The organism is Singulisphaera chitinilytica (genome assembly GCF_049331405.1).
Classification (GTDB): domain Bacteria; phylum Planctomycetota; class Planctomycetia; order Isosphaerales; family Isosphaeraceae; genus PoT.
The window spans coordinates 157631-172187 of record NZ_CP186275.1 but is presented as its reverse complement, the minus strand read 5'-3'; the positions used below and the strand labels follow the sequence as shown (position 1 = coordinate 172187).

At 66.7% G+C, this 14557-nt stretch carries 8 protein-coding genes and 1 pseudogene; 6 read left to right on the top strand and 3 right to left on the bottom strand.

Translation table 11 applies throughout. The features are described from left to right. Positions 1-124 precede the first annotated feature (124 nt). Positions 125-1813 carry an RNA polymerase sigma factor gene (locus ACOYYX_RS38815; RefSeq protein WP_422931970.1) on the top strand — a complete coding sequence of 563 codons (1689 nt, stop codon included), beginning with the start codon at positions 125-127 and terminating at the stop codon, positions 1811-1813. A 999-nt stretch (positions 1814-2812) separates the two neighbouring features. Here the strand turns inward: ACOYYX_RS38815 and ACOYYX_RS38810 are convergent. Then, positions 2813-3406 (bottom strand): TetR/AcrR family transcriptional regulator, encoded by a 594-nt coding sequence (locus ACOYYX_RS38810; protein WP_422931969.1) that lies wholly within the window; start codon positions 3404-3406, stop codon positions 2813-2815. A 52-nt stretch (positions 3407-3458) separates the two neighbouring features. On the opposite strand from ACOYYX_RS38810, the gene ACOYYX_RS38805 reads away from it, so the two are divergent. Both ACOYYX_RS38805 and ACOYYX_RS38800 read left to right on the top strand, forming a co-directional pair. Then, positions 3459-3827, top strand: a complete 369-nt coding sequence (locus tag ACOYYX_RS38805; protein WP_422931968.1) for a CidA/LrgA family protein — start codon at positions 3459-3461, stop codon at positions 3825-3827. After that, positions 3824-4527: pseudogene (locus ACOYYX_RS38800) on the top strand (LrgB family protein). The gene ACOYYX_RS38805 and the pseudogene ACOYYX_RS38800 overlap by 4 nt, the downstream one beginning before the upstream one ends. A gap of 98 nt (positions 4528-4625) precedes the next feature. Here ACOYYX_RS38800 and ACOYYX_RS38795 read toward each other — a convergent pair. Continuing rightward, positions 4626-7214, bottom strand: coding sequence for a sigma-70 family RNA polymerase sigma factor (locus tag ACOYYX_RS38795; RefSeq protein WP_422931967.1), 2589 nt, complete (start codon positions 7212-7214; stop codon positions 4626-4628). Positions 7215-8744: 1530 nt separating this feature from the next. On the opposite strand from ACOYYX_RS38795, the gene ACOYYX_RS38790 reads away from it, so the two are divergent. The 3 genes from ACOYYX_RS38790 (at position 8745) to ACOYYX_RS38780 (ending at position 11224) form a co-directional block, all read left to right on the top strand. Then, positions 8745-9065: a hypothetical protein gene (locus ACOYYX_RS38790; protein WP_422931966.1), complete on the top strand. Its 321-nt coding sequence runs from the start codon at positions 8745-8747 to the stop codon at positions 9063-9065. Positions 9066-9160: 95 nt separating this feature from the next. Further along, positions 9161-9991: a helix-turn-helix domain-containing protein gene (locus ACOYYX_RS38785; RefSeq protein ID WP_422931965.1), complete on the top strand. Its 831-nt coding sequence runs from the start codon at positions 9161-9163 to the stop codon at positions 9989-9991. Positions 9992-10093: 102 nt separating this feature from the next. Continuing rightward, positions 10094-11224 (top strand): NHL repeat-containing protein, encoded by a 1131-nt coding sequence (locus tag ACOYYX_RS38780; protein WP_422931964.1) that lies wholly within the window; start codon positions 10094-10096, stop codon positions 11222-11224. A gap of 49 nt (positions 11225-11273) precedes the next feature. Here the strand turns inward: ACOYYX_RS38780 and ACOYYX_RS38775 are convergent, their stop codons facing one another. Beyond that, complete coding sequence (locus ACOYYX_RS38775; protein WP_422931963.1) at positions 11274-13859, bottom strand: sigma-70 family RNA polymerase sigma factor; 2586 nt, start codon at positions 13857-13859, stop codon at positions 11274-11276. Positions 13860-14557 lie beyond the last annotated feature (698 nt).

The window sequence follows — 14557 nt, the reverse complement described above, 5'->3', positions numbered from 1 at the left end:
CTCCCCATGCCGACGCCATTGCCGTGGTCAAGCCCTCGCAAGTTTTTCGAGAAAGTTGGGTCCGCTCGTTGGCTTCCCCGCATGATAAAGGAGGAAACGCGTAGGCGAGGAGGCGGGCGGGACGATGAAGCAAGCTTTGACCTCGGATTTGCAGAACCTCCTGGTCGTCGGCTCGGCGGCCGGGCTCACGGACGGGCAACTCCTGGAGCGGAGCCGGCCCGGGGGCCGACCCCACGACCCCGCGGCGGTCGAGGCCGCCTTCTCGGCGCTGGTGGACCGCCACGCGGCGATGGTCTGGGGCGTCTGCCGCCGGACCCTCCGCGAGCGGGCCGACGCCGAGGACGCCTTCCAGGCCACGTTCCTCGTCCTGATGCACAAGGGGGCCTCGGTCCGGCTCGACGATCGGGGCTCCGTCGGCCGCTGGCTCTACGGCGTCTCGCGCAAGGTCGCCGCGCGGCAGCGTCGCGATGCAACTCGACGCCCCTCGCCCCCGTCATTCGACCCGGCCTCTGGCGAGGATCCGTCCATCGCCGCCGAGCGCCGGGACGCCTGCGAGGCCGTCACCTCCGAGCTGGGGCGGCTCCCCGAGCGTTACCGCCGCGCGATCGAGGCCTGCGACTTCGACGGCCTCACCTACGAGGCCGCCGCGCGTTCGCTCGGCTGGCCGACCGCCACCGTCAAGAGCCGCCTCGCCCGGGGCCGTGCCCGGCTCCGCGACGGCCTCGCCCGCCGGGGCCTCGCCCCTGCCCTCGCGTTGGCCACCGGAGCCTTCGCAGCCGAGTGCCGTGCGGGCGTCCCTCGCTACCTGATCCAGTCTACCGCCCGCGCCGGCCTGATCGCCACGGGGACCATCCCCGCGGCCGTCGCGCGCCTTGTTCAAGGAGTCGCATGGACCATGTTGATGGAAAAGCTCCGTCCCATCGGTTTTGCTTTGCTGGTGAGTGTCGGGGTCGGCGTCGCCGCCACGGCCTCCGCGCGTTCTGGGAATGAAGGGGCCGCCAAATCGCAGCAACCTCCGGCCCGCGAGCGAGTGGATGTGACCCCGGCCCGAGAGAGGGTGGATCTGGCCCCGAATCCCAAATTCACGCGGAAGATGAAAAACGGCACCGTTGTCGAGGTCCTGGCCGTCTCCTCCATTCCCTCTGGCCCCAAGACCTGGTGGCGACCCGATGGCACGCCCCTCGCCGAGCCCGCCGCCGATCCGAAGTTCGATGACAAACCAGGGTCACCGCTCGGAAAACGCAAATATCAAATCATCTACGAGGTCAACTACAAGGTCGACGCCGATGCCATTCCAGACGACGTGTCGACGAAGTCGACAGACTCTAGCGTGGCCTATTCTCGCGAAGTGAATCGGAACGGAAAGGAACTCTCGAACCTTCGCACGGTCATGGCCGTTCAACCGGAATCTCTGAAAACCACGGCTCTGGACTTCGAGGCGGCCTATGGGCCTTGGGAGACGGTGTCGTCCTGGGATAGCTTGGACGGAATAGCTGGGACCACGACAGAGAGGGGTCCTATCGCCTTCACCCAAATCGTCAACGATCGCGGCCAGATGGTGGTGACGGTCGCCCATGTGATTCCGGTGAGGGAGAATCAGATTCGGGTCGTCGCTGTTGACAAAGAGGGGAAGGAGCACTCTTCCGTATCGCAATTCGGCGAGGCAGGAGCATTAAATCTCTGGATGAGAGTCGCGACTTTCGACCTACCCAAAGACCAAATCGAGAGCTTCCGCTTCCAGCGACGACCCATCGAGACCATCACCATCCCGGATATCGCCCTGGAACCGACCAAAGTCGCCGGCTCGCGGTAGGCTTTCCAAACGCAAATCCGCCGGACATGACTCGCCTTCCGTCCGCTGCGTTAGGGCACGACGACAAGGCCTGGACTCCTTCTCGGGTGGCCGCGATGGGGACAATCGGGGTCGCGCAGCGACGAGAGGCCAATTGCGATCACCCCGGCCGAACCCGGAAGTCGTCCCTCGTTTTCCACCAAGACGCGGTCGTCAAAAACGACGAGATACCGACCTCAATCCCCGGCCGATTTCTCGTATTTCGGGTGGCCCAGGTTCGCAGAACCTGGGTCGCGCAGCGACAAGAGGTATTTCGCGATGTGCCCCGTCCGGACCTAGTGGCCGTCCGCGACCTCCTCGGCCAATCCACGGCCTAAAGAAAGCGCGTGAGTCGGTGCACTCTGGCTAAATCCATATAATTCATTTTATTCGATCACATGCCAATAAAATAATACTGTATTATGTATTTTTACTATTAATTCCAGGCGTGACGAATCGGCCGGGCGGGATGCAGAGGGCTCTTATCTCGGCCATGCGATTGGGCGAAGAACCTCCTGTCGCTGCGCGACCCAGGTTCTGCGAACCTGGGCCACCCGAATTACAAGAAATGGGCCGGAGAAGGCCCGGCCGGATTCTGGCCTTTCCCCGGGGCCTCGTCACGGCCGGGGAGGATGCAGAGGGCTTCCGCTGCCAGCCTGGCAAACTGCGGTTGGCCTCTCGTCGCTGCTCGCCCCGATTGTCTCAGCCACAGCCATGCTCGAGAGACGGGGCCCCACGACGAACCGCGGCCGGCATCGCGTCGCCCTACGACACGCGGGGCGAAACGGCTGACGACGGTGTCGCGGGAGGCGAATTACGCCCAGAATACGAGAGTGTCGGCCCGTCGCCGATCACTTCGAACGCCCTGAGCTGGAACCACCAGCGGCTGGGCCGTTCGCGTTGCACGACTCGAGGCGGATCGTCGGACAAACGGCGAAACCGGTGATAATCCCTCGCCACATTGCTTCACAACGGCAGGGCTCACCCTTCGATCACGCGCAAAGCCGCCTCGGCGAGGCGGCGGGCGTGGGTGGCGGTCAAGGGCTGACGGGTCGCGAGGCGGAACCAGATCGCCCCGTAGGTCATCTCGACGACGCGATCCAGCGTATTCTTGCCGATCTCCCGGCCGCCGAGGACCGCCTTGAGCTCGGCGACGCGGCCTCGCAGGTAATGCTCATATAGCTCTGAAGCAAATTCAGGGTCGATCAGGGCCTCGGCCAGGAGGCTGCGGAAGACGACGCCCCCGGGCCCGCCGATCCGACGATGCACGGCGACGAGGAACGACGCCAGATCCGCCCCGCGATCCCCCGTCAGCCGGACCTCGACGGCGGCCGACGCGTCGCGCGCGAAGGCCTCCAGCACCACCGCCGCCCGGGAGGGCCACCAGCGATAGATCGTCTGCTTGCCGACCCCCGCCTCGGCCGCGATCCCCTCCATGGTCAATTTCGCGTAGCCGACCCGGCCCGTCAGGCGCAGGGAGGCCGCAAGGATCGCCTCCTGCGTCGCCGGATTGCGGCGACGACCCGGCCGAACCGATTTGCGAGACGACGCGTCTTCTTTTAGAATCTCGTCCATAACGAGACGCAGTGTATCGCAATTGGCCCCGAGGCCGAAAGGGTGTTCGGCGATGTTCTCGGCTTTCTTCCCGTTCCTGACCCTCGTCCTGGCGCAGTTGATCGGCGAGGTCATCGCCCGGGGGTGCCGCCTGCCCGTGCCCGGCACGGTCGTCGGCGCGGTGGTCCTGTTCGCGGCCCTGTGCGTCGTGCCGGGCCTGCACGCGAAGATCGCGACGTTCTCGCATACGTTGTTGAAGAACATGCTCCTGTTCTTCGTCCCGGCCAGCGCGGGGATCATGGCAGTCTTCGGCGACATCGCCAAACAAGGGCCGTTCCTCCTGGTCCTGATCGTCGTCAGCACCTGGGGCACGGCCCTCGCGAGCGCCCTGGCGTTCGACGCCCTGCGCGGGGGGAAGCCGGGGCGGGAGCCTTCGGCATGATCACGCAGACCGAGACGTTCGCGCTAGCCCTGACGCTCGCCTGCTACGAGGTGGGCGAGGGCCTCTTCCGCTGGTCGGGCCGCCGGGCCATCTTCAACCCCTTGCTCTGCGCGGTGATCCTGCTCGTCCCTTGCCTGAAGCTGGCGAGGGTCGATTACGCCGCGTATTTCTCCGGGGCGAGGTTCATCCACTACATGCTCGGCCCGGCGACCGTCGCCCTGGCCGTCCCGCTCTATGAGCAGCGGCATCGCGTGCGCGACGCCCTCCTCCCCTGGCCGGCGCGACGCTCGCCGGGGCGGTGACGAGCCTCGGCATCACGGTGTCGACGCTCGCCGCGCTGGGCTCCGGGCGGCTCCTCATCGCGTCGTGCGCCCCCAAGAGCGTGACGACCCCCGTCGCAATCGCGGTCTCCGAGCGGCTCGGCGGCTCGCTCCCGCTGACGGCGGGGTTCGTCCTGATGACGGGCCTCTTCGGCTCGATCACCGCCCCCGGCATGCTCGACGTCGCCGAGCGCCTCCTCGGCCGCCGCTCGAACGCCGCCCGAGGCTTCGCCCTCGGCATGTGCTCCCACGGCGCCGGCGCCGCCAGGGCCTTCCAGGAGGGCAACGAGCCCGGCGCCTTCGCCGGCCTCGCCATCGGCCTCCACGCCCTCGTCACGGCGATCCTGGTACCCCTGGCCTTGCGCCTCGCCGGGGTCTAGCGGGTTGATAGACCTTGCGGCGCGTCGCCCGGAGGATGCCCCGAGGACGCGCCTGTTTCAAAATCATGCCGGCATGATTCATTCAAGCTAACGAAGATTTAACGAGGGATGCCGTCGTCGAGGGGCGTACTGGGGAGGAACCTGAATTCGACGGTGTCCTGGTCATCCGAGAGGATCTCGGTGAGCCTTTTCGATTCGCGGCCTCGATCGTAAGTCGCATGCATCGTGACCTCGCCCCGGGGGAGCCCCCGGGCGATGAATGTCCCCTCGCGGTCGCTCACCACGGAACAGATCGTGTTCCAACGCGTGGAGATACCATTCAAGTACTTCTCAGTCTTGCTGACGCGAGCATCGGCCTTGGCGTCGACAATCGGTCGGCCGTCGCCGTCGACGACGACATGCCTGATCAAGTACTTCTCAGTTTTGCTGACGCGAGCATCGACCTTGGCGTCGACAATCGGTCGGCCGTCGCCGTCGACGACTTTCCCGATCACGGTCCTTCCCTCGGGCAATCGGGGAATCCGGGGAACAGACCGTTGTCGGACGCTCTTGACGACCCGGGTCTTTGTGATCGTCCCACCGATGCCTGCTGGCTGAGCCGCAGGAGGCGGGGCCGGGCTCGGCCCGACGATGCGAATCGCAGGGACCTCGCCCTCCTCGGGGATTTTGGCCCAGGCATGCCCGCGTGGTCCGGAATCCGGAACATTCAGGGAGACAAAAACGTCCCCGGGAGGCACGAAGAATTGGAATTTGCCCTGATCGTCACCGCGACAATAACCCGAAAGGCTCCCCGAGATGGGATGCGCGGAGCTTTGACAGGAGACCCAGACGTCAGGATGCGGCTCATTCGTCGTAGGATCGATGACAACACCCTTGAGCGGCCGGCCATCGAAGACCTTGAACTCGATGGTTGCGTCCTCGTCGGCGCGGACGCGAACGCCTTTCGCGGCGAGGGCCGTCGCCTTCGGCCTTCCCGGTATTGGCGAAAGGCAGACGTTGTGGACCCCGGCCTCGAGTCCTCCGATCGCGAATCGGCCTTCGGCATCGCTAGTGGCGGACCCTGTTTCGCCGTTGCTGTCGTTGGGATATTCCAGAGGCTGGTAGCTGACCTGTGCCCGGGCGATTGGAGCACCGGTCGCCGCATCGATGACCCGTCCGGTGATCCGGCCCGACGCCTGGAGCTTGATAGGCTCCAGGAAATCCATGTCGTAGAGGGCGTCGATTTGGACATTGACGTACCGAGGATGGAGGAAGGCGAGCGGGACGTCCACTCCCGCCGGCAGCATGAGTTCGAAGTGACCCCCGGCATCGGTCATGCCGGTACCGAAAGGATAGGCCTCCTGCTCGACGAAAAGCTGTTGCAGGAAGAGGTTGGTCTCCTCGAATCGCAGCCCCCGTCCAAAAACCCGGACTCCGGAAATCGGGTGCCCTTGCATATCGACGACGGAGCCCTTGAACCGGTGCGTCAGGGGCCGGAGCACGAGCGTCAGAGGCCTACCGGCGGTCCCGCCCTCGAGGTCCATTGGGGGGTAGTGGGTGTGGCCACCCACCGCGTCTTTCGCTCGCGCAAGCAATGAAAATGGTTCGTCGGCTCGCGGCTTGTCGAAAACGACCAAACCCTCGCGATCGGTCCTTTGCCGAGAGACCGCTTGGTCCCACGTAAAGGCGATGACCTCCGCCCCCACGACCGCCCTGCCCTGGGTGTCGACGACCCTGGCATGGATCGGCGGAAGCAGAACCCTCGGCGGTTTCGCCGGCAAGGCCCTCGGCGACTTCCCGGGCACCGAACCGAGGGCCGGCGAATCCTCAATCCCCGACTTCTGGGCATAGGCCGCGGCCAGGGCCACGCCGACCACCAGCATCGCCGCGCCGGAGGCGACGACGCGCCTCAACGAGCCGTGCACCAACTCCGTCCGCAGCGTGGCCGCGAGCGAGGCGGGGGTCAGGATGGCGGCGCCTCGGGAGGCGAGCCGGGCGCCCTCGACGACCCTGGCCGCGAGCGAGGCGGGGACGACCGCGTTGGCCTTCGAGACGAGGCCGTCTCCCCAGGCCGACGCAAGAGTCGGGGCAATCCCGCGTCGGATCAACTGCCGGCGCAATCGCTCGCGGCCCCGGGACAGGCGGCTCTTCACGGTCCCGACCGGCCACCCGAGCCGACTCGCGGCCTCCTCGCACGAGAGGCCCTCGAGGTGGCAGAGCACCAAGGGGGACCGATGCTGCTCCCGGAGCCGGCCGAGTTCCTCGTGGATCAAGGCGGGCAGCTCATCCGGCGGATCGCCGGGCGTCGAGTCGCGGCGGGCCTCCGCTTCCCTCGCGGCGATCCGCTCGCGCTCCCTCCGACGCGAGCCCGCATACCGGAGCCCCGCCGCCTCGCGCAGGGCGACGCCGTGGAGCCAGCTCCCGCATGAGTCCAGCTTCCGGATCGCCCCGGCCTTCCGGATCAGCACCAGGAATGTCGCCTGGAATGCGTCCTCGGCGTCGTGCGCATCCGGCAGCAGGTTGCGGCAGACGCTCAGCACCATCGGCCCGTGCCGCTCGACGAGGATTTCGATGGCCCGTTCGGAGGACTCGTCGTCTCGGCGCATGAACCGTTCCAGCAACTGGCCGTCCGTCAGGTTCGCGAAACCCCCGACATCGAAGAGTGTGCCGAGATCCTTCACGACGCCGTCACGCGCAGAGATTGTCACGGGCCAAGCCCCCTATCCGGTCCGATCCGATGGCCCGCCAGGTCGCGGCGAGATCCGCTCGTCCGCCCGCGACCCCTACCCGGCAGGCCCTTTCGACCGGGATAGCCTCGCCTGGCGCCGATTCGGTTCCCGAATTCCAGGAAATTGGCGAGCTTCGACCTCAAGATGCGCGCCGCCGAGACTCCAATCACCTGGACTCGGTTTCCGACTGCCGGACCTTGGCGAGATTCTGATTGTCGAGATAAGGCGTGACGACCCCACATTCCAGGCAAGCCGCCCCGTACAGGGGGACGTCCCCGAGCAGGCGGAAACCCGGCTGGAACCGTGCCCGGAGCCCCCCAGGGTCAGCTTCTCACTCTTGCAATTCGGGCATGCAGTCGGTGGCACGTTAGCCTCGCTTATTCGGTTGATAAGCTCCCTATTTATCGGATCCGATCGGCGGAATCGATTTATATTCGAATAGGTTCTTTGAGTTTCGACCTCGCCGGGTCGAGCATAACCGATTGAAACGTCGGCTGCACGCCTCGGGCATCTCTTGAGTTCGCCGGATCGATGACCGCCTCGCGGCCTGGATATCATGGTTGCCGGTGGTTAGCCTCAATACCCTTGGTTAAGGCTATGGCCCATGCCCCGGGCGAGGATCCCGCAGCCAGAATCAAGGGCCGAGGCCCCTGGCCAAAGGACCATATCGCGGAATGCACAACCTTAACTGAGGGGAATGTAGGGTGGCCGCGATTGGAACAATCGGGGTCGCGCAGCGACGAGAGGCCACTTGCAGTCCGCCCCGGCTATTTCGCGGACGCCCGTATTCGATCCCCGGGGATCGAAGTCTCCCTCGTGGACGATCGAGCCATCGGGTCGGATGACCCCAGATGGGACCACGCCGGAACGGCGAAAAGGCCGGAGATCTTGCCAATGCCCTCTCCGTCTGGCCGGACCGAGCGAGGAGGGCCTCTGTGAAAGCCGTGGTCGTTTGCGCTTTGCCTCTCGTCGCTTCGCGACCCCGATTGTTCCAATCGCGGCCACCCGGAGACCGTGGGGACGCGAGGGTTTGCGTAGGGCCATTCGGCGTCACCGAGGCTCGCGGTTCAGCGAGGGAAATCCCGAGGCGGGCGCTCGGGCCGACCGGGGCGGTTTGCATTCGGCCTCTCGTCGCTGCGCGACCCCGATCGTCCCAATCGCGGCCACCCAATACCACCAAGTCAAGGTTTCAGCACATGCTTCGGGCGAGGCTCCCAGGGCCAAACTCAAGGGTCCCAGGAGATCGGCCGAGGGACGAAACGAGGGAGACAGGCTTAACTAACCCATGTGCATAAGTTATTTTGTGCAGTTTCGCCCCACGTTTAACGCGGACCTCGACCCGAACGATGGCCCGCTTGCGGCGGGAGGAGCGAACACGAAGGGCCGTCGCCTTATACAACTATTAAATCGTGATTCGTAAATGATAACCTCCGTGTAAACCACGACCTTGCCGTCCGCGGGGCGTTGGATACACTTGAACGCACGAGCACATGCTGTCCGAGGTGAGATATGGACAACCGGCAACTGAAGAACCGCCTGTGGAGGCTCCTGGGGATCGGCGCCTTCCTGGCGATCCTGATTTACGTGGCCCCGATCGCGTATCGGGCGAGGCCCAAATGGGCCAACAACCGCGTCCGGGCCCAGTTCCTCCTCGACATGTCCAGGAGCGAGGCGCTGCATGCCCGCGACGACGAACGGCAGGCCGCCCTCCTCCGTTCGCAGGGCCAGACATCCGCGGCCGACCAGTTGAGTGTTCAGGCGAAAGGGCATCGCCGGAAGGAGTCCGACTTCGGGCGGGAGTCGAAGCGGCTCCGCGAGAGTTGGTGGTGACCTTCCGCTGACCGCTTTTCCCTGGATATCCCGAAGTCCGCGGAGTACCCTCTCGGCCGTCGTGCTTTTGCGCCCCGCGCGGGAGGAACCAAGCGGTGAAGCGGCTTCGACCCGGCGAGTTCTTCGGCCGCCAGAACTGGGAACGGCGCGTCAACGGGCTACTCCTCACCGTGTCGGCCTACAGGCCCGGCCCGGTCGAGCCCTGGCATGAACATGCGAACCCGACGTTCTTCATCCTCCTGGACGGCTCCCACCGCGACCACGCCCGCACCGCGCACGGCCAGTACGATCAGCCGCACTTCAGCCTCGTGTTCCATCCCTCGGGGCATCCCCACGCCGCGGAGTACGGCCCGCAGGGCATGCGCGGGCTGAACATCGAGTACGAGCCCCCCTGGCTCGAGCGCAATCAACTCGATCGCGGAGACCTGGCCGAGCCCCTGGCGCTCGACCGGGCCTGGATCCGGCCGGCGATACTCCGGCTCCTGGTCACCGCGTTTCAGTCCGACCCCCGCGCCGAAGCCGACCTGGAGACGCAGGTCACGGAGTTCCTCGCGGCTGTCCCCGACCCATCCCGTCACGGCGACTCGGGACGCGCCCCGGCCTGGCTCCGCTCGGCCGAGGAGTTCCTGCGGGCTCGGTCGCGCGAGACCGTCGGCCTGCGGGACGTCGCCCGGGACGTGAACCTCCACCCGGTCTACGTGGCGCGGGCCTTCCGCAGGCACTTCGGCTGCCCGGTGAGCGAGTACCTCCGGGGCCTGAGGCTGGCGGATGCCGGCGGGCTCGTCTTGCAGGGGGCCACCCTGGCCGAGGCCGCGCATACCTCGGGGTTTGCCGACCAGGCGCACTTCTCGCGGTCCTTCTCCGCGACCGTCGGGCTCCCGCCGAGGAGCCTCTGGCCGGCCCGGGCGGCGTTGGCGAAACTTTGAGCCGGGTTCCAACCGTTCAAGACGGCGATGCGTCGGGCCGCGACACTGTGGTGGATAGCAACGAGGCTATCCCCGGTCGTTGGTCCCTACAGAGGTCTCTCCATGTTGCGTCCTCAGATGCCTGCATCAGTCGCCTGGAATGTGATCTGGCTCGCCACGGCGGCCGCCCTGCCCTCGCTCGCCCTTGACCAGGCTCATGGCGAGACCGGCCCCGGGGCGTCGTATACCATCTCGACCGTGGCGGGCGACGGCGAGTCGGGGTTCGCCGGAGACGGCGGTCCCGCGGTCAAGGCGAAGTTGGCCCGTCCTTGCGCCGTGGCCGTGGACCAGCAGGGCAATCTCTACGTGGCGGACTCCGGGAACCATCGCATTCGGAAGATCGCGGCGGACGGGACCATCACGACCTTCGCGGGGACCGGCGAACCGGGCTTCGGCGGCGACGGCGGTCCTGCCGCTCGGGCGCAGCTCAAGGCCCCGTACGGGGTGAGTGTCGACCGACACGGGCAGGTCTTCGTGTCCGATCAGCAAAACCATCGGGTCCGCAAGATTACCCAGGCCGGCATCATTTCCACGGTCGCCGGCGACGGCAGGCGGGGATTCGATGGGGATGGGGGGCCTGCCGCGAAGGCCGCCCTGGACCACCCCGACGCCACGGTCTCCGACGACGCCGGGAATCTCTACATCGCCGACGCGGTCAACCACCGGATCCGCAAGGTCGACCCCGACGGGACGATCACGACCTTCGCGGGCACGGAACGGGGCTATTCCGGCGACGGAGGCCCGGCCGCTCGTGCGAAGCTGAATGTGCCGGCATCCCTGGCGCTCGACCCGCAAGGCAACCTGTACATCGACGACCTCGTCAACCACGCCGTCCGGAAGGTCACTCCGACCGGCCTCATCACCACCGTGGCCGGCACCGGCGACCGAGGTTCCAACGGCGACGACATCCCCGCGACCCGAGCCCAGTTGAACGAACCTGGCGGCGTGGCCGTGTCTCCTGACGGGTCCCTCATGATCGCCGACGGGGGCAACTTCCGGATTCGCCGGGTTGACCCTGAGGGCAAAATCACCACCGTCGCCGGGACCGGGCATCAAGGTCACGCCGGCGACGGCGGCCCGGCCTTTCAGGCGGAGCTCTCCGTCCTCGACATCATGGCGGTCGACGACCGCGGTAACGTCTTCGTGGCCGACTACGGCAATCACCGGATCCGCAAGCTAACGGTCCGGCCCTGACGCGGCTCACGGGCGACGAAGAGACCCGATAAAAAACTTGGCGGCCTCGTCATTTCTTCTCGTCCGGTGGGACCACCTTGAGGTCGCCCAGGTCCCTGGTTTCGCCGGGCTTGACGACGAGGTCGCGGAAGAGCTCGACGTAATACTTGAAATCCTCGCCCGTGCCTGCGCCGTACTTGAGGCCGGGGACGAGCCCCTCGATCCGGAAGCGCCCGTCGCGGCCCACGCGGAGGCCGCCGTCGGTGGCGCCGTCGGGGAAGATCGCCTGCTCGGCGGGTCGACTCGGGTAGAGACCGTTGAGGCTCGAGACACTGAGCCCGCCGAGAGGCCGGCCCTCCTCATCGACGAGGCGACCGATCACCGTGCCCGATGGTTCCAGCCGGAGCGTCAACGGGCTGGCCTCGCCCCCCTTGAGTAAGATCGAGCCGATGAGGCCTCGACTCGCGTGCCTCACGGTCAGGCGACGGGGATGGGATGGGTCGAAGCTCTCGACCTTGATCGAGTCGGTCGGCTGCGAGAATTCTTCCCAGGCGCTCCGGTCGTTGATGCCGACCGCCGTCGTGTCGGAGACCGGCCGCCCCTCGGGATCGACCGGGTTCACGACGATCGTGCGACCACCTTCGACCTGGAGATCCAGCGTGATTGACTCGACCCCTTCGGGGATGTTCAACTCGGCGAGCGTGTGGTAATTCGAGGCAATGCAGAAATGCGGGAGTGTCCGAAAGCCCTTGAATTTCGGGTCATATCCTTGAATTCCATCGACACCAACTTCCGTCCGATAAGCGGGTGAGTACCCCGCGACGATGACGCCGATGATCCCGCGGCCCGGCAGGGCGACGGCCTCGTACCGGCCGTCCTCGGTGAAGACGGGAGACAGGTTGCCCACCCCGTACCCCGGAAATTCGCGGGTGTGGGGATTCTCGTCGAACGTGTAAACATGAAGGCTTGCCCGCACCGGTTCGCCCGTCTCCTTCTCGGTCACCCGGCCGCGGACGATGACCCCTCGCTTGATCGCCACATTATACAACACAGCCCTTGATGTTAATCTGTCCCCGGGGATGCGAAGCGTGACATTCGGATACGGCACACCGCGACCCGGATCGACGAAGAGGCGATAGGACGACGCCCTCGGGAGGCCGTCGAGCCGATAAGCCCCTCGACTGTCGGTCGTCGAAGAGATGCCCGGCGCGGGGACCAGGCTCTGCTCGTCGTAAACTGCGGCTCGGATGATCACGCCAGCCATTGGTTGGCCGTTCTCGCGGTCCTGGACGACGCCCTGAATCGGCTTGGTGGGCGTGACCACATGGTCGTATTGCCTGGGATAATAATAGGCCCTCTGGCCGGGCATCCCCTGGCGGATCAAGGCGCTGACCGCGGCGCCGTCGCGTGCCATGATATAACGCTGGACGGTGGCGATCGTAGGTCCGCTTATGCGGATCTCGGCGACCTGATCGTTCCCGAGCCCCGGCTGATGGAAGCGACCATCCCGGTCCGTCGTGGCAAATTTGGGTAACTCCCCGGAAATGCGCCGAAGGTGGTTGATCGTCGGCACACTCCCCGGCACGAGCCCGTCGAGGGGATGCCGCACGCCAAGATCCCGGGCCCGCTCCAGCCACTTCTTGAGGCTATCCGGCGCCGTCGCGACGTTCATCAACTCGATCCGGGCCCCCTCCACCGGCCGGCCCTCGAGGTCGATGACCCGCCCCTCGATCCCCGGTCCATCCTCGGCGGGAGCCTTGGCCTTCGCCTCGATCGCGCGACGCCTCTTGGCGGCCTCGCTCGAACTCCCCGACCGATCCCCGACCGCGAGCACCCCGGTCGTCGCGACCGTGACGACCACCAGCGCCAGCCCGACCGCCGCGAACTTCAGCCTGCCGAGGAGCACGATCCTCATGAGGCCATCTGCAATCATCGATACCGCAGGACCCTCCTCGCCGCCGGCCCCCGCGACTGCCAGGCGGATCAACGCGGCGGGGACCTCGAGCCTCGCGCCGGCCGCGGGGCCGACGAGGCTACCGACGGCCCCGGCGTTCAGGCCCCGCCGGGCGAGGCGGTCGCGGATCCGCTGCCGGGCAGCGGCGAGCCGGTGCCGCAAGGTCGGCTCGGTCCAGCCGAGACGCATCGCCGCCTGCTCATAGGTGAGGTCCTCCAGGTCGCAGAGGATCAAGGGGAGGCGCTGGCGATCGGGCAAGCGATCGAGCTCCTCGTGGACGATGCCGGGGATCTCGGTCTCGGCGGGAGCCGACCGCAGGCTCGCGATCGCGGCCTCGGTCTCGAGGAGCCGACGACGCCTCGCCGAGGCGCTCGCCTGCACCGCCGCGCGGTAGGCGACGCGATGCAACCAGCCCCCCAGGGCGTCGCCGGCGCGGACCGAGCCGGCCTTGCGGGCGAGCACGAGGAAGGTGGCCTGGAAGGCATCTTCGACGTCCTGCTCGTGCCCGAGCACCGCGCGGCAGGTGGCCAGCACCATCGGCCCGTGCCGCGTCACCAACGCCTCGAACGCGGCCTCGTCGCCCGAGCGGCTGTACCTGGCCAGCAACTGGCCGTCGTCGACGCCCGCCGCCGTCCCGAAGCTGAAGAGGTCGCGGAGGGCCTGCGTGCTCCCCCCCGCCGGGCCGATTGTCATGGCTCGCATCCTCGAAAGACTCCCCCGCCTGACCCGCTCCGTGCCCGATTCACCGCGCCTCGGGCCTCGCCATCACGTGTTAAGAGCGGCTAGCCCGGCTGATCCTCCCAAAATTCCTGGAGAATTCTCCACGGTCGACGGAGCCCCTTCGCCGGAAACGACATGCGGCCCCGGCGACCCTCAACGTACCGCCCGGGCGAGACCCCGCAAAGCCCCCGCCGGATTCCTCGGTGATACGCGCCTGAGGCCCGTTGAGTTTGCGGGTTGTTGATGCCAGGGCGGCAGGTTGGGCGATCGCGATGATCGATGGGAGGATCCTCGCGGCGAGATCCGGATCGGCCTGATCGACGGCAAAGTGGACCAAGCATCGATTCGTCATAAAACGGGTCGCCCCACAGGCCTCGATTACGTCGAGCGTCCGTAGCAAGTCTGGGCGGATACGCGGGCTTCTGAGGCGACGAGGGGCCATCCGCAAACCCTCGCCGCCCTACCTCATTGGGTGGCCGCGATTGGGACAATCGGGGTCGCGCAGCGACGAGAGGCCAACCGCAACTAGCCCCGGCCAAGCACGAAGGCCTTCCCTGCATTTCCGGGTATTGACCATGCCGGCGAGAACGCATGGGCGAGGCGGTCGGGCCCTCGCCGGTCCCCTGGGGACGCGAGACGCCCAAGGTGTTGGCAGACGGCCCCCGGTCTTGGTCTCGGGG

Excerpts from the sequence above, each read along its gene's own strand:
- ACOYYX_RS38815 (WP_422931970.1), top strand. The coding sequence starts at position 125 with ATGAAGCAAGCTTTGACCTCGGATTTGCAGAACCTCCTGGTCGTCGGC.
- ACOYYX_RS38810 (WP_422931969.1), bottom strand. The coding sequence starts at position 3,406 with ATGGACGAGATTCTAAAAGAAGACGCGTCGTCTCGCAAATCGGTTCGG.
- ACOYYX_RS38805 (WP_422931968.1), top strand. The coding sequence starts at position 3,459 with ATGTTCTCGGCTTTCTTCCCGTTCCTGACCCTCGTCCTGGCGCAGTTG.
- ACOYYX_RS38790 (WP_422931966.1), top strand. The coding sequence starts at position 8,745 with ATGGACAACCGGCAACTGAAGAACCGCCTGTGGAGGCTCCTGGGGATC.
- ACOYYX_RS38780 (WP_422931964.1), top strand. The coding sequence starts at position 10,094 with ATGTTGCGTCCTCAGATGCCTGCATCAGTCGCCTGGAATGTGATCTGG.
- ACOYYX_RS38775 (WP_422931963.1), bottom strand. The coding sequence starts at position 13,859 with ATGCGAGCCATGACAATCGGCCCGGCGGGGGGGAGCACGCAGGCCCTC.